Genomic DNA, 21,020 nt, shown 5'->3' on the forward strand with positions numbered 1-21,020 from the left:
AAGGGGACATTACAACTTTGCTGCTACAGCAAAAAGCCAGGTTTCAAGTCTTAGCCTGTTCCTAAAAATAACTGAGTCAATCTAAAAGAGCGAGCGAACACCGCGGGCTCTCGTCCCAGGCATTCAACACTTATAAAAAAAGCGCCTAAAGGCGCATTTTTAAAATGAGGGAGTGGCGCGGGATTACTCGCACCCCTCCTGGGTGCTCGCCCTTCGGGTCGCTGTCGCTACGCGACAACGGGCTAATTCGGCTATCCTGCCGAATGAGTCGAACCACGCTTCGCGGGCTCTCGTCCCAGGCATTCAACACTTATAAAAAAAGCGCCTAAAGGCGCATTTTTTATAAGTGGCGGAGTGGACGGGACTCGAACCCGCGACCCCCGGCGTGACAGGCCGATATTCTAACCAGCTGAACTACCACTCCGCACGTGTGATGGTGGGTGCTGAGGGGATCGAACCCACGACCCTCGCCTTGTAAGGGCGATGCTCTCCCAGCTGAGCTAAGCACCCACACGGAAGGCGCATGTTACTGAAAAACCTAGGTTTTGACCAGCCTTTTTTTTATAAATGTAGCAGCAAAGTTGTAATGTCCCCTTTGAGCAAAGTTAAAATGTCCCCTTTTAGTAAAAGGAGGCATGTTGATGCCAGGGGAGATACTCACGTTGAGTCAAAAAGAATTAACGCGTCTTGAGGTTCTGGAAAAGGTGATCCAGAAACAAATGAAGCAGGCCGCAGCAGCCGAGATACTTGGGTTGAGTATTAGGCAAATAAAACGATTAAAGCAAGCCTATAAACGAGATGGAGCGGTGGCGCTTTTGTCTAAACGCCGAGGAAAACCCAGCAATCACCAGCTCGACAAGGCCTTAAAACAGCAAGCGATTGACCTGATCCAAGCTCACTACCCTGACTTTGGGCCAACACTGGCGTGTGAGAAGCTCCTAGAGCGGCATCAGCTGAAGCTTTCCAAAGAAAGCGTTCGCCAACTCATGATGCAAGCCGGTTTGTGGCGCGGCAAGAAACGCAAGCCCATCACCGTGCACCCTCAACGTCAACGACGAGAGGCGCCGGGTGAGTTGGTGCAAATGGATGGTTCACCCCATGCCTGGTTTGAGGGGCGCGGTGATCCTTGCTGCCTCTTAGTCCTTATCGATGATGCGACAAGCAAGCTTTTAGGATTACGGTTTGAGCCCACGGAGACAACCCAAGGTTACTTTCGTCTGTTTAAAACCTACCTGAAGGCCTCTGGGCGCCCATTGGCTTGTTATCACGATAAGCATGGGATCTTTCAGATTAATGCCAAAGAGCCTGTCAGCGGGAATGGATTAACACAATTTGGACGTGCTATGAGTGACCTGGGGATCGAGTCGATATCTGCCAATACCCCTCAAGCCAAAGGTCGTGTCGAGCGTGTGAACAAGACACTGCAAGACCGTCTCGTTAAAGAACTCCGCTTGCAAGGTATCAGCGATATCGATTCTGCCAACGCCTTTTTACCACAGTTCATTGAACAATTTAACCAGAAATTTGCGGTCGTGCCTCGCAGTACGACTGATGCGCATCGACAGACATTACCCGATGATGCTACGTTGGATTTGATCTTTAGCGAACAACACACGCGCAAGATCTCTACAAATTTAGAAGTTCGTTATGACAGTAAAATTTATCGGATTCAAACACAGACGCAAAGTTACACAATGCGGGGCGCAAGGCTCACTGTGTGCGAAGATTCACAAGGTGATATTGCACTACTCTACAAGCATAAAAAACTTCCTTACAAAGTGCTAGCAATACAAAAAAAATTGAGCAAACCCATCTCATCAAAAGAGATTAATCGCCTCGTTGATGCCTGCAAACCTGACGGACGATCAAAAGGACATAAGCCAGCCAAGAATCATCCTTGGCGTAATTATCCAAATCATCACACCCAACCTGCTCAAGCCAGTGCCTCTACTGCCATCTAAAAAAAGAAAAGGTGTCAATGGATGAGCTATGGACAAGTTGGGCACAAACTGATGGAAAACACTGCGTGTTTAGCACAGCTTGCACCCTAACTTGCCCACAGCTGACCCACTGACTGATTCATTTTAATACAACAACAAACTTTTATGATTCAATTAAAAAATACCCTGCTCGACGCTTTACGCCATCACATCATTTCTTCCAAAAGGGACATTTCTACTTTGCTCAAAAGGGGACATTTCTATTTTGCCTTGACAGCCTTTTTTTTATAAAATTTCAGCAAGCTCTTGGCAAAAAAAAGCCCGCCGGTTGGCGGGCTGTTAAATAATCAGTGATTACTTATTCACTTCGTCTTTTAGCGCTTTACCGGCTTTGAAGACAGCTGACTTAGAGGCTGGAATATTGATCGTTTCGCCTGTGCGTGGGTTACGGCCCTGACGCGCAGCACGGGCAGATACTTTATATGTGCCATGGCCTGTCAATGTAACCTGGCCGCCTTTCGCCAAAGTTTCAGCAATAATTTCGTGGTGAGCATTCACAGCACGCTCAGCATCAGCTTTAGACAAGTCAGTCTTCTCAGCCAAAAGCGCAACAAATTCAGATTTATTTAAGTTCATAGGGTTCCCCTTCGTTTAAATTCTAGTCGTTACGTGAAACTACGCACGAAAGGCAAATTTATACCAGGCATTGAATTTACCTGTCAAGCTTTCTTTCGTGTTCGCACAGGACGTTTCGCCCTTTTAATCAAGTCTTTTGGCGGATTTTCCAGCGCTAACTCCCAAACCTGCCCAACCCAACGCACACAGTGTACTGCCAAACCGTCGGTTACGTTTTTTGGAATCTCTTTCAAGTCTTTACGGTTTTCCTCAGGAATGATCACATGCTTAATACCAGCACGTAAAGCAGCCAACAACTTTTCTTTCAAACCACCAATACCTAACACTTCGCCACGCAAGGTGATCTCACCGGTCATAGCCACATCAGCACGCACGGGAATACCAGTCATGCTCGAAACAACCGCCGTCGACATTGAAATACCCGCGCTCGGACCATCTTTTGGGGTCGCACCTTCCGGCACGTGAATATGCACATCACGGTTTTCAAAGTACTCAGCATCCAAGCCCAGCTCTTTGCTGTATTGCCGAACCGCGGTAACTGCAGCCTGAATCGACTCTTGCATCACCTCACCCAACATGCCTGTTGAATGAAACTTGCCTTTGCCCGGCAAAATAACCGCTTCAATTTGTAATAATTCACCACCCACTTCTGTCCAAGCCAAGCCATTCACCTGACCGACTTGGTTATTGGCGTTAGCCAAACCATACGTGTATTGCTGAACCCCTAAATACGTTTCAAGGTTACGCGGCGTAATGGAAATTTTTCGCTTGCTTTTAGCAGTTAATAAGGCCTTAACAACTTTACGACAAACCTTCGCAATCTCACGTTCCAGGTTACGTACACCCGCTTCGTGCGTATAATAACGGACGATATCGCGCAAAGCCGCCTCATTAAACGCAAGCTCGGAAGCCTTTAAACCATGTTGCTCAAGCTGCTTAGGCAACAGGTGCTCAATCGCGATATTGACTTTTTCATCTTCGGTGTAACCCGGCAAGCGGATAATTTCCATGCGGTCCAAAAGTGCCGCAGGCAAATCCAGGGTATTTGCTGTGGCTATAAACATTGCATCAGACAAATCATAGTCGACTTCCAAGTAATGATCGTTGAACGCGTGGTTCTGCTCAGGGTCCAGCACCTCTAACAATGCAGCCGCAGGGTCACCCCGAAAGTCGGAAGAAATTTTATCGATTTCATCCAGCATAAATAATGGGTTTTTAACGCCAACTTTCGACATTTTCTGCATAATTTTACCAGGCAATGCGCCGATGTAGGTGCGACGATGCCCACGAATCTCGGCTTCATCTCGCACACCGCCTAACGCAACGCGCACAAACTCACGGCCTGTGGCTCGCGCAATCGATTCACCCAACGAGGTTTTACCCACACCCGGCGGTCCGACAAAACACAAGATTGGCCCTTTCAACTTTTCAACGCGTTGTTGAACCGCTAAATATTCGACGATGCGCTCTTTGATTTTATCAAGACCGTAGTGATCGTGATCCAAAACAGACTGAGCCTTTTTTAGGCTGCGATTAATCTCAGACTTTTGACTCCAAGGCACACTGATTAAAGTATCCAAGTAGTTGCGCGAAACAGCTGCTTCGGCGGACATGGGCGCCGTCATTTTTAATTTCGATAACTCTGATTTTGCCTTTTTTAACACTTCAGCTGCCATGCCTGATTGCTCAATTTTCTCGGCCAACACATCAAGATCACTGCCGCCCTCTTCCAAAGTGCTCAGCTCTTTTTGAATCGCTTTCATCTGCTCATTCAAATAGTACTCGCGCTGGTTTTTCTCCATTTGAGTTTTAACGCGGCCGCGTATACGGCGCTCGACTTTGGTAACCTCGATTTCAGATTGCAAAAACGTCAGAAGCATTTCTAAACGCACAATCGGTTTAACAGTGGCTAATAAGTTTTGCCTATCTTTCAATGGTAGCATTAGGTGCGCAGCAATACTGTCGGTTAAGCGTGGCAACTCTTCTATCGCGGTAACAGCCGTTAAGACCTCGGAAGGCACTTTTTTATTGGCTTTAATGTATTGCTCAAACTCTTCCAATACTGACTTGCGCAACGCTTTTGCTTTAACTGTCACACGCTCATCTTCATCCAATACCTTAACTTTGGCACTAATGAGCGATGATGAAATCGTCAATGATTGAACGCTAACGCGTTGCTGGCCTTCAACTAAGACTTTAACCGTGCCATCTGGCAACTTAAGCATTTGTAAAATAGTAGCAATACTACCCACATCGTATAGGTCTTCTTTTTTCGGAGCTTCGAGCTCGCCGTCTTTTTGCGCAATCAATACCACGCGTTTATCAGACTTCATCGCTTGCTCAAGTGCCTCTATCGACATAGGACGCCCAACAAACAAAGGAATCACCATGTGTGGGTAGACCACGACGTCACGCAAAGCTAATACCGGAAGACTTTTTCTCACACTCATTCAATGATCCTTTTAATCTTTTAGATAATATGGGGGCATTTTAAGTAAATTTAAAGGACAGATGCAGGTTTTTCTTCAACTAGGCGCTTGCCTGTGTGCGCAAAATAAGCTCGGGCGAAGCCTGCGAGCGAATCACATCCGCGTTAATGATCACTTTTTCAACATCCTTGCGTGAAGGCAAACTAAACATCAACTCCAAAAGAGCATGCTCAAGGATGGCGCGAAGACCACGCGCGCCTGTTCGACGATCAATCGCCTTTTCAGCAATCGCGACTAAAGCATCATCGGTGATCTCAAGCTCCACACCTTCCATATCAAGCAGCGCCTTATATTGCTTAACGACCGCATTTTTAGGCTCAGTTAGCACTTGAACCAAGGCTTTTTCATCGAGCTCCTCTAGCGTTGCAATGACAGGTACACGACCCACGAACTCTGGAATCAAACCAAATTTAATCAGATCGTCAGGCTCGACAAGCTGAAGCAAGCGACTGACATTTTGACCATCTTTCTTACCGTGAACACGGGCCTTAAAGCCAATGCCCGATTTTTCTGTACGCTCTTGAACAATTTTTTCAAGGCCGTCAAACGCACCACCACAAATAAATAAAATATTTGAGGTATCAACTTGAAGCATTTCTTGATGGGGGTGTTTACGTCCACCTTTAGGTGGAACCTGAGCAACCGTACCTTCAACCAACTTCAACAAGGCTTGCTGCACACCTTCGCCTGACACATCACGCGTAATAGAACGGTTTTCGGACTTACGAGAAATTTTATCGACCTCGTCAAGGTAGATGATGCCGTGTTGCGCGCGGTCGATATCGTAATCACACTGTTGAAGCAGCTTATGAATGACATTTTCAACGTCATCACCCACATAACCTGACTCAGTCAAGGTTGTCGCGTCAGCTATCGCAAAGGGCACATTCAATGTTCTTGCCAAGGTTTGCGCCAATAATGTTTTACCACTACCGGTAGGGCCCAAAAGCAGAATATTGCTTTTAGCAATCTCAACGTCATCATAACGGTGGGTTTTTAAGCGCTTGTAATGATTGTAAACAGCCACCGACAACACTTTTTTCGCAAATTGCTGACCAATAACGTATTGATCCAAAGCATCCAAAATGGTCTGCGGAGACGGTAAGGGTTGGTTTTCCTCAGACGACGAAGCCGCACTGGCTTGAGAGGCTGGCACATTCTTTAGAAGATCCCCACAGGCAGAAATACACTCATTACAAATGTAAGCACCCTTGCCTTCAATTAAACGCTGAACCTTATCGCGAGCCTTACCACAAAAGGAACAAATCAAACCTTTTTTATCTTCGCGTGACATACTAATACCATCAACCCGTTAATTCGACTTCTCATCTTCGCGCACCGACAATACCTCATCGACCAAGCCGTATTTCATCGCATCTTTCGCGCTCATAAAGTTATCACGATCCGTATCACGTTGAATGACTTCCATAGGCTGACCCGTGTGCTTCGCCAAAATACCGTTCAAACGCTCGCGAACGCTGAGTATTTCTTTAGCATGGATTTCGATATCCGTAGCTTGACCTTGAAAGCCACCCAAAGGCTGGTGAATCATCACACGAGAGTGCTGCAAGCAGTAACGTTTACCGGCTGCGCCACCCGCAAGTAACAAAGAACCCATGCTGCAAGCTTGCCCCAAACAATAGGTGCTGACATCTGGCTTAATAAATTGCATGGTGTCATAAATCGCCAAACCCGCAGTAACAACACCACCAGGTGAGTTGATGTAGATAGAGATGTCTTTATCGGGGTTTTCAGATTCTAGGAAAAGCAGCTGCGCGCAGACCAAATTGGCCATGTGGTCTTCTACCTGGCCCACCAAAAAAATAACCCGCTCTTTGAGTAGACGAGAATAAATATCGTAGGAACGCTCACCTCTAGACGTTTGCTCGACAACCATAGGGACTAAGGTTGAGTCAAATTCTTGCATACGGTAACTCCCTTTATATTTTAGTGGTGATGGCCATGCTGTTGCGCATTGACAACATCATCATAGCTCACTGCCTTTTCACTCACATCAGCTTCCTTCATTAAAACCTCGGCCACTTGGTCTTCAAGCACCACAGCCTCGATTTGGCGCAAACGCTCCTTGTCGCTCATGAACCAGCTAACAAATTCAGCAGGGCTTTCATAACTGCCTGACATACGCTCAACCATTTCTTTCACTTTACCCGCATCAGGCTTCAATTCTTTTTGCTTAATCACTTCAGCGATCAACAAGCCCATTTTGACACGGCGTCCAGCCGGCTCTCGCAAGTACTCACGAGCCGCGTCTGTCAATGGCGGCACTTCTTTCTCACCGGCCATCTGTCTCATCGATTGTTCATGCATGGCCTGCATTTCTTGCTCAACAGCAGAACTTGGAATATCAAGCTCGTTAAGTTCCAACAATCTATCAAACGCGGCTGTTTTGTTAAGAACCTTCAAACCATTTTCCAGCTCAACGGCCATGTGCTTACGCATATCAGCCTTCATCGCCTCTAAACCGCCTTCTTTAATGCCAAAGGCTTCAGCCAAACTATCATCGAGTGCAGGCAGTTTAGGCTCACACACCTTGTGAACATTGATTTTGAATTTAGCTGCCTTACCCGAAAGCGTTTTCTCGTGGTATTCAGCTGGGAAAGTGACATCAATCATCTTCTCGTCACCCGCCTTCATACCAGTGATGCCGGCTTCAAAACCAGGAATCATCGAGCCCGAACCCAGAACTAGCGGCATATCTTTACCTTTACCGCCCTTAATGGCTTCGCCATCGATCTCACCATCAAAGTCAATGGTCACTTGATCATCTTTCTGTGAAGCGCGATCGACTTCGACCCACTCAACACGCTGCTGGCGCAAACGCTCTAGTACTTGATCAATATCACTATCTTTCAGTTCAGCGGCTGTTTTTTCAAACTTAACGCCAGAAAGAGTTTTTAAATGAATTTCAGGAAAGACTTCAAACGCAGCCACGTATTCCATCGCTTGGCCTTTTTCAGCCTTCATTTCCGTGATGGTGGGCATGCCCGCTGGATTAAGGTCTTCTTTTTGCAACGCTTCGAATAAAGTATCACGAATCAAATCCGACACCAATTCTTGATAGATCGATTCACCGAAACGGCTCTCAATGACCTTGTTTGGAACTTTACCTGGACGAAAACCGTCGATTTTCGCTTTTTGTTTAACCTGATTAAATTTAGCTTTATAACCTGCTTCCATACGTTCAGCAGGAATTGTGACAGTGATTTGACGTTTTAAACCATCTGCGGGGGCTAAAGTGACTTGCATTGCCAACCTCTTTGATGCTTGATGTAATAATTAAGTGGTACGAGCGGAGAGACTCGAACTCTCACAGGTTACCCCACTGGAACCTAAATCCAGCGCGTCTACCAATTCCGCCACGCTCGCACCTGGGGTGGATGATGGGACTTGAACCCACGACGACCGGAATCACAATCCGGGGCTCTACCAACTGAGCTACACCCACCATAAAAGGCGATTTTTCGCAAATGAGACCACTATTTGGCGCGCCCGGCAGGATTCGAACCTGCTACCCTCGGCTTAGAAGGCCGATGCTCTATCCAAATGAGCTACGGGCGCCTAAGAGGTCTCAAGCTCGACCAGACCATTATACTGAAAAATAGTCGACTCTAAAGCTTATCGGAGTGGAGGGATTCGAACCCCCGACCCTCTGGTCCCAAACCAGATGCGCTACCAGACTGCGCTACACTCCGGAAGGGGCGAATCATACTGACAAGGCACTGATTCGTCAATGCTTTTCCTTGCCGTAATCCACCGATTTTGATTAAATGGTTTAAATCCTACATAGGGGTCACGATCTTCGCTCACGTTATTGATGGCAAAGCCTTAGCAAAACACAAAGAGACTCACCTTAGCGAGCAAATTGCTTACATTCAAAGCCAATACGCCGTGCAACCTGCACTGGCTACGATTTTGGTCGGCGAAGATCCAGCCTCAAGAGTTTATGTTGGCAAAAAATTAGTCTGCTGCCAGAGAATTGGCATTAAGGATGTCTCGATCAAGCTGCCGGAAAGCACCACTGAAAGCGAGCTTATTGCCAAGATACTCGCACTAAATACTGACACGAGCATTTCGGGCATTTTGGTACAAATGCCCCTACCCAAGCACATCGATGCCCAAAATGTCATCGCTGCGATCGATCCCTTAAAAGATGTTGACGGTTTTCACCCCTATAACCTTGGCCGACTATTCCAGGGCAGGCCCCAACTCCGACCCTGCACACCGTACGGTGTCATGCAGATGCTACAAAGCCTCGATCTTGAGCTCAAGGGACTTGAGGCTACCGTCGTTGGTGTTTCTCACACAGTCGGTCGGCCCATGTTTGCCGAGCTTCTATTAGCCGGTTGCACCGTCACGGCCTGCCATCGATTAACGAAAGATTTACCCGGAAAAGTCGCGCGCGCAGACTTAGTGGTCTCGGCCACCGGCGTCGCGGGTCTCATCAAAGGCGAATGGATCAAACCCGGCGCCATAGTGATTGACGTGGGTATTATTCGATTGCCGAATGGTAAGCTAGTCGGCGATGTTGAATTTGAAGAAGCACAACAGCGTGCTGGCTACATCACGCCCGTACCGGGCGGCGTAGGCCCCATGACCGTAATTACCTTGATGCAAAATACAATCGAAGCTTTTTTACTTCAGCGAAAAAGTCAGGATTAGGGCGTGTCTTCATTTGCTTTCCTGCAGCGAAAAGTGTAGGCGTTTAGAGCAAATGAAAACTCGCTCTAGCCTACGAAACAAAATGAAGCACCGATATTAATATACCGATACCCGCGAAACCCAAACCCAGGTTACGACCAAACTGCGAAAAACGTTGATCAAAATGTGCGAAACGCTGGTCGAGCTGGAGAAATCGCTGATCAAATTGCTCAAGACGTTTATCAAGCTGGTCAAATCGTTTATCAACTTGTCTAAACCGTTGATCCACTTGCTCAAACCGTTGATCCACTTGCTCAAAGCGTTGATCCACTTGCTCAAACCGTCTATCAACCTGCACAAAACGCCGATCAACATCTTCTCTAAAGTCTGTTAGTTCTTGCTTTGTGGCAAAGCGCTTAAGCTTCTCATCCAGCTTTCTATCAATGCGCTGCTCAAGCTTAAGCAAGTCGTCTTTCCGGGCGCACTGCTGCAACTCTTTTTCAATACGAATAACATCAGCCTTAGTTGAAAAATGGCTGGCTTCTAAATTGCTCCAAGCTTGGGACTGAGCCTCGGCCATTGCATCAGCCAACTGCCTTTCCATGCCCGCTTTTTGCAAATGTTTTGAGAATCTGAGTGTGTCGAATGCCATTGAGTGAGCCATAGCTTATTTCCTTTTCATTATACAATAAAAACACAAACAACCAATGCGTTTGTGAAGATCAAAAAATAGAAAAATACGAGAACGTCGCAAGAAGCTTTAGTCTAGCACGAACTTTAATTAAAAACTCAAATACCAACTAGGAATATATTTGAGACCTTTTTTCAGCTCTTTTTCTCTTAAAGAATATCCAGGCATAAATTCACGCAGCAAATCCCAAAAGGCAAACGAATGATTCATGTGCATCGTATGGCAGAGCTCATGTAGCAACACATAATCGACTAAGTCTTGCGGCAAAAAAGCCAAACGATAATTTAAACTGATGCTACGATTCGAATTACAGCTTCCCCAAAGCGTCTTTTGCCGACGAAAACCCACGCCAGAATACGTTAAGCCGGTTTTACTTGACCAAACTGCCAATCGCTCACTCAAAAAAACCTCGGCTTTTTCATGCACCCAATTCGATAAAGCTGCATGAATAGACTCAACATCATCTGGCCCAGAGTACTTCAGCTCATACTCATCAACCACCTTCAAGGCCGTTCGTCGCGCACTCGAAAACTCATAAGTCAGCATCACGGCACACTGTAAAGCCTTCAGATCTATCTCCTGCGGAAGAGTAAACTTAGCGAGCTCAAACAAGGCTCGATTTTTTATCAACCAATCTTGTCGTGAACATAAAAAATTTAACGCTTCTTTTTTCGACGACCAATAGGGGTAGACAACCTCGACCCCGGACTCTCGAGACAACTTAATCAACAAACTCTTTGCGCGCCTTGAGCGACGCAAGGTGTAGGGAAAAGGGAAATCGACCAAGGTCTCAATCACGATTCCAAACGCCAAGTGGTTTGGCCAGCACCATCTTCGATCACCACACCAAGACTTGCAAGCTCATCACGAATAGCATCTGCTCTCGCAAAATTCTTATCTGCTCTGGCTTGGTTGCGCTCATCAATCAATGCTTCGATCTTTTCCGCGTCCACATTACCACGAAAAAAAGCCTCAACGTCTTGATACAAAATACCCAGCACATGCCCAAGTTTTTTCAACAAAGCCGCATAAGCAGGCACGCTATCATCAGCTGACTCTTTCAAGCGATTAATGGTTTTTGCCAAATCAAACAAAACCGCCATCGCCTCCGGCGTGTTTAAATCATCATCCATCGCCGTCTGAAAGCGTGCCTCAAATTCAGTATTAACCGCAGGCTCAACACCTTCAAAAACCACGCCACGCAAAGCCGTATAGAAACGGGTCAAAGCTTGCTTTGCATTGGCTAAGGTTTCTTCGCAATAGTTTAAAGGACTGCGGTAATGGCTCGCTGCCATAAAATAACGAATTTGATCGGCGGAAACATGCTTTAAAGCTTCACGAATAGTGATGAAATTTTTCAATGACTTCGACATTTTTTCATTGTTGATATTCAAAAACCCTGCGTGCATCCAAATATTGACAAAACGCTTACCATTGACTGCTTCTGACTGTGCCAATTCATTTTCATGGTGCGGAAAGAGTAAATCTGCGCCGCCACCATGAATATCAATCTGCTCGTGCAAGCAAGCCTTGGACATGGCCGAGCACTCAATGTGCCAACCCGGGCGCCCCTCACCCCAAGGCGAAGGCCACGCAGGCTCGCCAGTTTTCGCTTTTTTCCACAAGACAAAATCATAAGGATTACGCTTGCTACTATCGACTTCCACACGACTACCGGCCTGCATATCCTCAAGTTTGCGATGTGAAAGTCGACCATAGCCTTCAAAACGCGTGACATCGTATAGGACATCGCCATTCTCAGCCAGGTAAGCGATGTCTTTATCCAATAGCGTTTGAATCATATCCAACATGCCTTGAATATGCGCAGTTGCCCTGGGCTCCTCGTCGGGCTTAGCAACATTTAAAGCTTCACAATCTTCATTCATTGCGTCAATAAAACGCTGACTCAAATCAGAAAAAGCCTCGCCGTTTTCATTGGCGCGATGAATGATTTTGTCCTCGATGTCAGTGATATTACGCACGTACTTCAAGTTGTAACCCCGATAACGCAGATAACGTGACACCATATCAAAGGTAATTAGCATGCGCGCATGACCAATGTGGCAATAGTCATACACCGTCATGCCACACACGTACATGGATAACTCATTTTCACGCAAAGGCTTTAAGCGTTCTTTCTGTTTAGTTTCGCTATTGTATAAAAGCATCATCAGTCCTGTTTTAAAAAATCTTGGTAGGCTTCAAAAGTATCTTTCACTGAAGCACTGAGAAATTGCTTACCATGCTCTAGTGTTGCAAGCTGAGGGTTTGAGCCCATTCGGCCATCGGGAAAACGCTCACGGTAGTGATAACCGTGCTGAAAGTCTAAGCGTTTTTCAGCAATTTCGGGTGAAAGCACTTTCTGCATTTCGAGTGTGTGTTTATCTGAGCACACCAAATACGATAGCGCAATCTCAGACGGTGTCGCATGAGAGCCTTCTGCATCACCATAAAGCGCCTTAATCAGCTTTGTCACCTCATTACCTTTCCACCAATTTTGCAGACAACAATGCGCCCGTCTGCCGCCATATAGCATCGCCTGTGTGTGGATTTCCGCAAATGCTGCCTGAATAGGTGCGATATTACCGCCATGGCCGTTTAAGAAAAAGAAATGCGTAAAGCCATGCACGGCTAAAGAATTCACCACATCGATAATCATGGCCATCATCGTGGAGGGACGCAGCGTCATACTCCCTGCAAAAGCCATATGGTGCTGCGCACTACCCAAACTCAAGCTTGGAGCGACCATAACGCCTTGTTGCGCTGAAATTTCCCAGGCAATAAGCTCGGGGCAAAGAATATCCGTGCCAATCAAACCCGTAGGACCATGCTGCTCCGTTGAGCCAATCGGAATAATCACCCCCGAGTGTTTTTCCAAGTAGGATGCAACGTCAGGCCAGGTCGAGTATTGCAAGCGCATCTTGATTTTCCTTTTTAAACAAAGTTGCTATAGTGGTGTGATGAAGACGTATCTTATCTCCGACATACACCTTTCGCAATCTGACAGCGCACTTTGCGAGCGTTTTTTTGGCTTCATCAAAGGTTTAGACCCTGATCAAACCAACGCGCTGTATATTTTAGGCGATTTCTTTGAAGTCTGGATCGGCGACGATGAGCCCTCAGCTCTCCACACAAGGGTTGCCAAGGCACTCAAACAACTCAGCCAACAGGGCATCCCTATTTATATCATGCATGGCAACCGCGATTTCTTAATGGGCAAAACCTTTGTGAAAAGCTGTGGCGCAAGTTTATTGCCGGACCCGAGCCTGATTAACATCGCCAACACACCGATTGTCATCAGCCATGGCGACGAACTTTGCAGCGACGACAAAGCCTACCAACGCTTTCGAAAACTCGCCAGACATCGCTTATTGCAACGCTTTTTCCTAGCTTTACCCCTCAAATGGCGACAGAAAATAGGCCGAGACTTGCGTCAGTATTCCGGCAAGCAAGATAAGCCTTTAGCCATCATGGACGTCAACTCAGCTGCAGCAAAAGCTTTATGCCAATCATTTAACAGCACTTTTCTCATTCACGGCCATACACATCGGCCTGCGACACACACAGAAAATAATATCACAAGAATCGTCTTATCCGACTGGCACACACAGGGCCATGCTCTGGTCATCAATGAAAAACTTAACATCGAAAACCTGTATTTCTAAGCTCCGTTATGTATGATAGGATTTTGTTTTTTAGTCAAAAAGGACTTTTCTCTATGCGTTTTCCGATCTTGTTAGCTGCCGCAACATTACCGCTCTGCGCTTTTGCGCTTAAAAGCTACCCCATGCCCAACGCTAACAACGACCTTATCGGCCGTGTGCAATACGTTCACCCTGAGCAAGGTGACCATATTTATCAAATCACGCGTCGCTACAACGTTGGTTTTTACGAAATGATTGAAGCCAACCCAGACATGAATCGCCACTCCAAGCTATCAACTGATGAAACACTAAAGATTCCCACCCAATACGTATTACCCAATGTGCCACGCAAAGGCATTGTCATTAACCTGCCTGAATTACGCTTATATTATTTCAATGAGGCCAAACACGTGGTACAAACTGCCCCGATTGCCATTGGCCGCTTCAATTGGAAAACGCCTGAAATGACGACCAGAGTCATTCGAAAACAAAAAGACCCGGTTTGGGTCGTGCCTAAATCTATCAAAGAAGAGAGTGCCCGCAAAGGTATACACTTGCCTGACGTCATGCCAGCCGGCCCTGAAAATCCACTCGGCGAGTACATGCTAAGACTTGGCAACTGGAGTTACCTCATTCATGGCACGAATGCGCCTAATAGCATTGGCAAGCGTGCTAGCTCTGGCTGCATGCGCATGTTCCCTGAAAGTATCGAAGCCCTATTTCAAGCAGTGCCTATCGACACACAAGTGCAAATTATTAATCAGCCGATTAAGGTCGGCTGGGAAAATGGTGAATTGTATATGGAGGCCCACGAGCCTCTGCATGAAGCCGCCATGTCACGACACGAAGAGTATGATTATGCTCAAGGCGTGATTCGCGAAATGACACAAGATCACCCAATGAATGTCAACTGGCGTAAAGTTGATGATGTCATCGAAGCTTCTTCAGGCATCCCCACGCTCATCAGTCAGGGTAAAGCCAGTGGCCCAACCCCTGATTTAGAGCGTGATTCATCGCTATTACATGGCGAAATTGAGTACACCGTGCCAAACGACTACGAGTAAAACCCCAACTTTTTGAAACATAAGTGTTTTTTCTGCCTTGAATGTAACAAAACCAACAGGTTTTGTTACATTCTTTTACATTAATTTTGTTTATTTTTTGCCCAATACTGCTAGAATAGTCCCTGTTTTTGACACCCATGAGGACAGAATGAGTAAAACAAAAAAGACAGTTCTACTAAGCCTTGCTGCTATCACTTTAGCCGGCACCACGTTTTCGGTGTTTGCAAGCAACACTCAGGCCACAGACCAAAGTGCACTACAAGCCAAAGAACAACAAATTTTGCGCGCCAACCCAAGCATGGACCCGAAGGCTTTGGATACAGCGATACGCGCCTACTCAAACTTACGTGTACAAGGCAAAGACCCTCAGCAAATGTTAACGCTGATTGATTATAACGACCCATCGTTCAAAAAACGATTGTGGGTCATCGACATGAAAAACGCGAAAGTTGAATACAACACCTACGTCGCGCAAGGTAAGGGCACTGGCTTAATTTATGCCAAGCACTTTTCAGATAAAGCTGGCACTGATGCCAGCAGCCTAGGCGTCTACCTAACCGGTAACACCTACGAGGGTGAACATGGCTACTCAATGCGATTACACGGTTTGGATAAAGGTTTTAACGACAACGCCTACAAACGTGCTGTGGTCATGCACAGCGCCTGGTATGTCGGCCAAAAATTTGTGAAAGCGCACGGTTACACCGGCCGAAGCTGGGGTTGCACGGCTTTGAGTCAACGCATGGAGCCTAAAGTGGTCAAAGCGATCGAAGACGGCACGGTCTTAGTCGGCTATTACCCTGATAAACACTGGCTAGATTCTTCAAAATACACGCAGAAAATGGCGTAAAGAAAAACCGGGGCATGCCCCGGTTTTTTTACAACTTCAATGTTGATCGCAAGCGATCAATGGACTCAGGCAACCAAGGCGTATTCTTCTCGATAAACAATTGTGCGTCCAAATCTTCCGCAAGGCTTTCAGCCACATCCAACATTTCATTAAACGCGAGCTTAAGATCAGGATGCTCCTTCGGCGAAATAAACAAAACCAAACCTTTACAGGTGAAACGCGCCATGTTGCTAAGATCAAACACACCCTCTTCAGTCGCTGCCGCCAAACCAAATAATTTTTGGCCAGCAGCCTCACGATTCTCGTGATAATAAAAAAGTTTATCATCGGCAAAACGAAATCCGTTGGCCAACAAGGCTTGCAACAAACTAAAGCCACCAAAAGGTGTTTCTTCATCCGCTTTAATCGTAAACCAAACAAGCTCGGGAACAGAGCCAGTAGCCGTGTTTTCATAAATAGGCTTAGTAGGCGCTTCAGCTTCAACTCGGACTGGCGGCTCAGGCTCAGGGATTGGCGCAGCAGGGGGTGGCTCAACAATAGGTTCAGGCACCACATCAACCAGCTCTTCTTCCAACAAAATTTCCGCTGGTTCTTCATCATCAAGCACGTAAGGTTCACGATGCACTTCAGCATCCAACGCCTCGCCCCCAGATGCTTCAAAGTCAGATTCAGTTTCCGGAGAAAGATCACTGATTTTGCGTTGCTGAAGCTTTTTACGACGTTGGCCATCCCACAATATGGCGAGAATAATCACAGCACCTATCGCTAACAGTATCAATCGCACGGCTATAACTCCTTTTAAGCCTCAGCCATCGCCACAGCTTCATCCATATCAACAGAAACGATACGTGAAACACCTGGCTCATGCATGGTCACACCAATCAAGTTGTGAGCCATTTCAATCGCAAGCTTATTATGGCTAATAAAGATAAACTGTACCTTATCCGACATTTCTTTAACAAGCTTACAGAAACGTAAGACGTTATTATCATCCAACGGTGCATCGACCTCGTCAAGCATACAAAACGGCGCCGGATTAAGCTGGAACATCGAGAAAACCAAAGCAACGGCTGTCAAAGCTTTTTCACCACCCGATAGCAAATGAATACTGGTGTTTTTCTTACCCGGTGGCCGGGCCATCACTGTCACGCCGGCGCTCAGCAAGTCATCGCCGATAAGCTCCATATAAGCGCTACCGCCACCAAAAATTTTCGGGAAGAACTCTTTAAAGTACCCATTCACCGTATCAAACGTTTCTTTGAAGCGCTGACGCGTTTCGCGATCAATTTTACGGATAGCATTTTCAAGTGTGCTTAAAGCTTTCTCTAAGTCTTCATACTGCTTATCAATATAAATCTTGCGCTCTTCTTGAACTTTATACTCATCAATGGCTGCTAAGTTAATCGGGCCCAAACGCTCAATACGCCTTTGTGTAGCCTCCAAGGCTTCAAGCAAGGCCTTTTCTTCATGCTCGTCGGTCAGCTCGGCGAGAACGACTTCAAGCGTCAGATCGTCTTCTTTCAAGCGCTCAACAATGTTAGCTTGGCGAATATCAAATTCCTGTATGCGCAATTTTTGATTTTCAAGTTTGCTACGTACTGTATTAATCGATTCGTCGATCGCGTGGCGTGCTTTCTCAGCCTCAAAAATTTTGTGCTCGATCTCACCCATGATTTGTTTTTCATCGGTGAGCTCTTTTTCAATCGTGGCGTGTCGTGAAACCGCAGATGCCAATTTTTCACTCAGGTCTTCTTCAGGCGAATCATCACTTTGCAAGGCAAGCTCATATTGAGCTTTACGCTCTTGCATTTGCTGCATTTGCGCTCGCATGCGCTCAATCGATTGAGTCAGCGCCTGGCTTTCGGTTTCTTTTGACTCTAAACTTGTTTGCGCACGATGCAAGATGGACTGTGCTTCTTGATACTCAGCACGAATCAACGATAAAGCTTCTTTAAAACGATCTCGCTCAGCCAGCAAACGATCACGATCTGTCGCATCGTGCTCCATCGCCTGCATCGCTTCCTGCCAAATCGCTCTGGCTTGCGCAAGCTCATTATGCTCTTTTGCAAACTGTTGCTTAAGTTCAAGCAACTCTTCAGCCAGTGCTTTCAAGCGCAATTCGGCATGCTCTAGTTTTGAACGCTTAACCTCAACCTTGGCTTTTGTGTCCGCCAAATTTGATTTAGCTTGGCTAACTCCAGCCTGCAAACTATCACGCTGCTCTTCATAGGCTTTGAGTGAAGCTTCAGAGTTGCTTAGTGTGTTTTCAAGCTCTGCCACTTGGCGCGCCAAACGCTCACTATCTTCTTTATACTGCTTAATGGTTTTTTCACGCTCTAACACGCCCTGCTGATCCGCACGACCACGATCAATGCGCAATAGGTTTGGGGTTAAGTACATACCATCACGCGTCACTACGGCTTGATGCGCCTGTAAACTCGGCAAACGCGACAAGGCTTCATCTAAGTTTTCCGCGGTAAACACATGCGCAAGCTCTGCACGCAAGCCTTTGGGGGCATTAATTTTACTCGCCAAACTATCCGGTGAAACCGCGATATCTTGAGTATCCGTCAGACGGAAGAAATTCAGCTGACCCTCTTGAACATCGGCCAAAGCGGATTTCAAGTTGGCAGGGTTATCAACACAGACCGCTTCAAGCAAAGAGCCCAAAGCCATTTCAACGGCTTTTTCCCAACCTGACCGCGTCTCCAAGCATTGCGCCAATAAAGGCTTATCGGACAAACCCTGCGCGCTCATCCAAGCTTTAATCTTCTCACCCTTTTGCATCAAGGCATCTTGTTGCAGAGTCTCAAGTGAGGCAATTTTTGCTTTGAGCGATTGCCACTCACCACGCAGACTGTCCAAGCGATCACGGTGCGTGCGCTCTTGCTCACGCTGGGCGTTTAAGTCAGACAATAAGGTCTGATACTGCGCTTCGTTCATTTGAGCTTCATTGTGCAAATCATCGAGCAAACCGCTCAAGCTTTTCAGCTCATCTTCAGACGAATCTTGGCGAAGTAATCTTTCCTCTTCTGCGATGCGATCCATACGTTGCTTCTGCTGCAATTGCCTTTGCTCAATGTGCTGTATCCGTGTTTGCTCAACCTGGGCCTTCCTTGAGGTTTCTGCCGCACGCTGATTGAACACATCCCAGTTTTCTTGCCAGGCCTGACCCTCGCCATCGGTGGCTTGCATTTTTTCACCGCAGGCTTCAAAGATTTCGCGCTTTTCAACGATATCGTGACGCAACTGCTCAGATTCGCCCTGCAATGCCGTTTGTCGCGACAAATCTTGCTCCACCAAATTTTGCAAATGACGGTATTCTTTTTCCGCGTTCTCCAAATCCTTCTCAAGCTGCTCACGACGTTCTTTCTGATGTTTTATAGCTTGCTCAAGGCGAGAAATTTCACTGCCGCAATCGTAGTAGTTTTTCTGGACCTCGTTAAAGGTATCAAGACGTTGATTTTTCTCTTCACGAAGCTCTACAAGCTTGCGCTCTTCGGCTTGAAAATTAGCCTTCTCTTCTTCAAGCTTGATAGACAGCTCATCCAAGCTTTCACGAAAACGCTTAGAGTCTGCCGCCAAGTTTTTCCACTGCACGCCATAGACTTGGGCTTGCAACTGGCGAGCCTCTTCTTTCAAAACCCTGTAACGCTCAGCAGCACTGGACTGGCGCTTTAAGGTTGCTAGTTGTTTTTCAATTTCCTCACGAAGATCATGCAAACGAGATAGGTTTTCTCGCGTGTGTTTAATGCGGTTTTCAGTTTCTCGGCGACGTTCTTTATATTTTGAGATCCCTGAAACTTCTTCAAGATTCGCGCGCATTTCTTCAGGCTTAGCCTCGATCAAACGAGAAATCATCCCCTGCTCAATAATCGCGTAACTTCTAGGGCCCATACCGGTGCCCAAGAAAACATCCGTGATATCACGACGACGACATTTAGTGCCATTCAAATAATACGTTGACTGCGCCTCACGATTCACTTGTCGCTTAACGGAAATTTGATTGTACTTGGCATACTCGCCACCAAGCTTGCCTTCACTGTTGTCGAACACAAGTTCGATCGAGGCCTGCCCCACCGGCTTGCGCTCAACGGTACCGTTAAAGATAACGTCTGTAGAGGACTCACCACGCAACTGTTTTGCTGAGCTCTCACCCATCACCCAACGCACAGCATCGATGATATTGGATTTACCGCAACCATTGGGGCCGACCACGCCATTGAGGTTACTTGGGAAGTCCACTTTCGTGGGGTCAACAAAGGATTTAAAACCGACTAATTTAATTGATTCTAGACGCATGAAATGGCTGATCCGTCATATAAAATGTTCAAATTGGGAATCATCTTACCTAATTCACGCAGCCCTGTGAACCTAATTTCGGCATTCGAACCAGTGAAAAACCAGGATGCTAGGAATCGATCAAAAAGGCGGCAGCCGCGCCAGAAAGCCGGCGATTTATTGACCATAAAAACAGGGGCAGAGCCGCCCCCGCCGTGGAAAAATTTAGAAACTGGTCGTCATGCTACGGTAGCTTTTAACCACATCATGCTTGTTAAAGTTAATAATCAAGGTCATGGTTTTGCTGCTTTGCTCGTCGCTAGAGGAATCTCGGTTTGCGCCCAGCAAAAGGACCGTGATATAGCTACTGCTACTAGAAGATTGTCGCAACTGCATATTTTTCTGATACACAAACTCACTGGTACCGTTATCTTTTTGCGTCACGATATCCGGCGCGCCAAAGGCTTTGATTACCTGCGACTTTGTGGTCACACCTTTTTTAAGGACCAAAGTCACCTCACCCGAGGTGAAGGGGTTTGTACTTTTAGGCTGGGGCTGCTGTTGAGCGACGCAGGCTGACAACATGACAGCCACAACGGCGACCACGAAACATACAAGGGGCTTTTTTATGACGCTCATCTTTTTTCCTTTGGGATTAGGGTCTGTTTACAATTTATTTTCACGCTGCAAACTGAGTGAAATTGGTCCAAGTTGCTCATTATTTTCGTTAAATAGGGTTAGCTATTCGCCTCAAATAATAAACAAC

Annotated in this window: 16 protein-coding genes, 6 tRNA genes and 2 pseudogenes (1 of these 24 running past the window's edge); 5 read left to right on the forward strand and 19 right to left on the reverse strand. The window is 46.5% G+C overall.

The features are described from left to right. Nucleotides 1-347: 347 nt before the first annotated feature. Nucleotides 348-424, reverse strand: a tRNA-Asp gene (locus tag COV52_08330). A gap of 10 nt (nt 425-434) precedes the next feature. After that, nucleotides 435-510, reverse strand: a tRNA-Val gene (locus COV52_08335). Between the two features lie 131 nt (nt 511-641). On the opposite strand from COV52_08335, the gene COV52_08340 reads away from it, so the two are divergent. Next, entirely contained in the window at nt 642-1,961 is a 1,320-nt protein-coding gene (locus tag COV52_08340) for a transposase (GenBank protein PIR10509.1), read from the forward strand. A 333-nt stretch (nt 1,962-2,294) separates the two neighbouring features. Here the strand turns inward: COV52_08340 and COV52_08345 are convergent, their stop codons facing one another. The 9 genes from COV52_08345 to COV52_08385 all read right to left on the reverse strand — a co-directional run bounded on the left by COV52_08345 (nt 2,295) and on the right by COV52_08385 (nt 8,778). Further along, nucleotides 2,295-2,576, reverse strand: coding sequence for a DNA-binding protein (locus tag COV52_08345; GenBank protein ID PIR10510.1), 282 nt, complete (start codon nt 2,574-2,576; stop codon nt 2,295-2,297). 83 nt (nt 2,577-2,659) lie between these two features. Beyond that, on the reverse strand, nt 2,660-5,026 hold the full coding sequence (locus COV52_08350; GenBank protein ID PIR10511.1) for an endopeptidase La: 2,367 nt from the start codon (nt 5,024-5,026) through the stop codon (nt 2,660-2,662). Between the two features lie 79 nt (nt 5,027-5,105). Beyond that, on the reverse strand, nt 5,106-6,359 hold the full coding sequence (locus COV52_08355) for an ATP-dependent Clp protease ATP-binding subunit ClpX (GenBank protein PIR10512.1): 1,254 nt from the start codon (nt 6,357-6,359) through the stop codon (nt 5,106-5,108). A gap of 18 nt (nt 6,360-6,377) precedes the next feature. Continuing rightward, entirely contained in the window at nt 6,378-6,992 is a 615-nt protein-coding gene (gene clpP, locus COV52_08360) for an ATP-dependent Clp endopeptidase, proteolytic subunit ClpP (GenBank protein PIR10513.1), read from the reverse strand. 20 nt (nt 6,993-7,012) lie between these two features. Continuing rightward, on the reverse strand, nt 7,013-8,332 hold the full coding sequence (locus COV52_08365) for a trigger factor (protein ID PIR10514.1): 1,320 nt from the start codon (nt 8,330-8,332) through the stop codon (nt 7,013-7,015). Between the two features lie 35 nt (nt 8,333-8,367). Continuing rightward, nucleotides 8,368-8,452, reverse strand: a tRNA-Leu gene (locus COV52_08370). A gap of 3 nt (nt 8,453-8,455) precedes the next feature. Beyond that, nucleotides 8,456-8,531, reverse strand: a tRNA-His gene (locus COV52_08375). A 36-nt stretch (nt 8,532-8,567) separates the two neighbouring features. Next, a tRNA-Arg gene (locus tag COV52_08380) sits at nt 8,568-8,644 on the reverse strand. A gap of 60 nt (nt 8,645-8,704) precedes the next feature. Beyond that, nucleotides 8,705-8,778, reverse strand: a tRNA-Pro gene (locus tag COV52_08385). Nucleotides 8,779-8,881: 103 nt separating this feature from the next. Between COV52_08385 and COV52_08390 the strand changes: the two genes are divergently transcribed. Then, entirely contained in the window at nt 8,882-9,745 is an 864-nt protein-coding gene (locus COV52_08390; protein ID PIR10576.1) for a bifunctional methylenetetrahydrofolate dehydrogenase/methenyltetrahydrofolate cyclohydrolase FolD, read from the forward strand. Nucleotides 9,746-9,917: 172 nt separating this feature from the next. Here COV52_08390 and COV52_08395 read toward each other — a convergent pair. From COV52_08395 to COV52_08410, 4 genes and pseudogenes are all read right to left on the reverse strand, one after another. Further along, a pseudogene (locus COV52_08395) lies at nt 9,918-10,103 on the reverse strand (hypothetical protein). Between the two features lie 402 nt (nt 10,104-10,505). Beyond that, the gene (locus tag COV52_08400; GenBank protein ID PIR10515.1) at nt 10,506-11,228 is read right to left on the reverse strand and encodes a hypothetical protein; all 723 of its coding nucleotides are present in this window, start codon (nt 11,226-11,228) and stop codon (nt 10,506-10,508) included. Next, nucleotides 11,210-12,589, reverse strand: coding sequence for a cysteine--tRNA ligase (locus tag COV52_08405; GenBank protein ID PIR10516.1), 1,380 nt, complete (start codon nt 12,587-12,589; stop codon nt 11,210-11,212). Before COV52_08405 ends, COV52_08400 begins: the two co-directional genes overlap by 19 nt. After that, nucleotides 12,586-13,335, reverse strand: coding sequence for an amidase (locus tag COV52_08410; protein ID PIR10517.1), 750 nt, complete (start codon nt 13,333-13,335; stop codon nt 12,586-12,588). The genes COV52_08405 and COV52_08410 overlap by 4 nt, the downstream gene beginning before the upstream one ends. A gap of 37 nt (nt 13,336-13,372) precedes the next feature. On the opposite strand from COV52_08410, the gene COV52_08415 reads away from it, so the two are divergent. The 3 genes from COV52_08415 to COV52_08425 all read left to right on the forward strand — a co-directional run bounded on the left by COV52_08415 (nt 13,373) and on the right by COV52_08425 (nt 15,973). After that, nucleotides 13,373-14,080 (forward strand): UDP-2,3-diacylglucosamine diphosphatase, encoded by a 708-nt coding sequence (locus COV52_08415; GenBank protein PIR10577.1) that lies wholly within the window; start codon nt 13,373-13,375, stop codon nt 14,078-14,080. Nucleotides 14,081-14,088: 8 nt separating this feature from the next. Next, nucleotides 14,089-15,123, forward strand: coding sequence for a peptidase M23 (locus COV52_08420; GenBank protein PIR10518.1), 1,035 nt, complete (start codon nt 14,089-14,091; stop codon nt 15,121-15,123). 148 nt (nt 15,124-15,271) lie between these two features. After that, nucleotides 15,272-15,973 carry a hypothetical protein gene (locus COV52_08425; GenBank protein ID PIR10519.1) on the forward strand — a complete coding sequence of 234 codons (702 nt, stop codon included), beginning with the start codon at nt 15,272-15,274 and terminating at the stop codon, nt 15,971-15,973. Between the two features lie 28 nt (nt 15,974-16,001). Here the strand turns inward: COV52_08425 and COV52_08430 are convergent, their stop codons facing one another. The 4 genes and pseudogenes from COV52_08430 to COV52_08445 all read right to left on the reverse strand — a co-directional run. Further along, nucleotides 16,002-16,763: a hypothetical protein gene (locus tag COV52_08430; GenBank protein ID PIR10520.1), complete on the reverse strand. Its 762-nt coding sequence runs from the start codon at nt 16,761-16,763 to the stop codon at nt 16,002-16,004. Between the two features lie 8 nt (nt 16,764-16,771). After that, complete coding sequence (gene smc / locus COV52_08435) at nt 16,772-20,287, reverse strand: chromosome segregation protein SMC (protein PIR10521.1); 3,516 nt, start codon at nt 20,285-20,287, stop codon at nt 16,772-16,774. Between the two features lie 192 nt (nt 20,288-20,479). After that, nucleotides 20,480-20,893 carry a hypothetical protein gene (locus COV52_08440; protein ID PIR10522.1) on the reverse strand — a complete coding sequence of 138 codons (414 nt, stop codon included), beginning with the start codon at nt 20,891-20,893 and terminating at the stop codon, nt 20,480-20,482. A gap of 98 nt (nt 20,894-20,991) precedes the next feature. Further along, nucleotides 20,992-21,020, reverse strand: a pseudogene (locus COV52_08445) (hypothetical protein); it runs 610 nt beyond the window's last position.

This window comes from Gammaproteobacteria bacterium CG11_big_fil_rev_8_21_14_0_20_46_22 (assembly GCA_002796245.1).
In the GTDB taxonomy this organism is placed as follows: Bacteria; Pseudomonadota; Gammaproteobacteria; order UBA12402; family UBA12402; genus 1-14-0-20-46-22.

What these genes read in the sequence shown, in the direction of transcription:
- clpP (PIR10513.1), bottom strand. Translation starts at nt 6,992, where the DNA reads ATGCAAGAATTTGACTCAACCTTAGTCCCTATGGTTGTCGAGCAAACG.
- COV52_08355 (PIR10512.1), bottom strand. Translation starts at nt 6,359, where the DNA reads ATGTCACGCGAAGATAAAAAAGGTTTGATTTGTTCCTTTTGTGGTAAG.
- COV52_08420 (PIR10518.1), top strand. Translation starts at nt 14,089, where the DNA reads ATGTATGATAGGATTTTGTTTTTTAGTCAAAAAGGACTTTTCTCTATG.
- COV52_08350 (PIR10511.1), bottom strand. Translation starts at nt 5,026, where the DNA reads ATGAGTGTGAGAAAAAGTCTTCCGGTATTAGCTTTGCGTGACGTCGTG.
- COV52_08440 (PIR10522.1), bottom strand. Translation starts at nt 20,893, where the DNA reads ATGAGCGTCATAAAAAAGCCCCTTGTATGTTTCGTGGTCGCCGTTGTG.
- COV52_08340 (PIR10509.1), top strand. Translation starts at nt 642, where the DNA reads ATGCCAGGGGAGATACTCACGTTGAGTCAAAAAGAATTAACGCGTCTT.
- COV52_08425 (PIR10519.1), top strand. Translation starts at nt 15,272, where the DNA reads ATGAGTAAAACAAAAAAGACAGTTCTACTAAGCCTTGCTGCTATCACT.
- COV52_08410 (PIR10517.1), bottom strand. Translation starts at nt 13,335, where the DNA reads ATGCGCTTGCAATACTCGACCTGGCCTGACGTTGCATCCTACTTGGAA.
- COV52_08345 (PIR10510.1), bottom strand. Translation starts at nt 2,576, where the DNA reads ATGAACTTAAATAAATCTGAATTTGTTGCGCTTTTGGCTGAGAAGACT.
- COV52_08365 (PIR10514.1), bottom strand. Translation starts at nt 8,332, where the DNA reads ATGCAAGTCACTTTAGCCCCCGCAGATGGTTTAAAACGTCAAATCACT.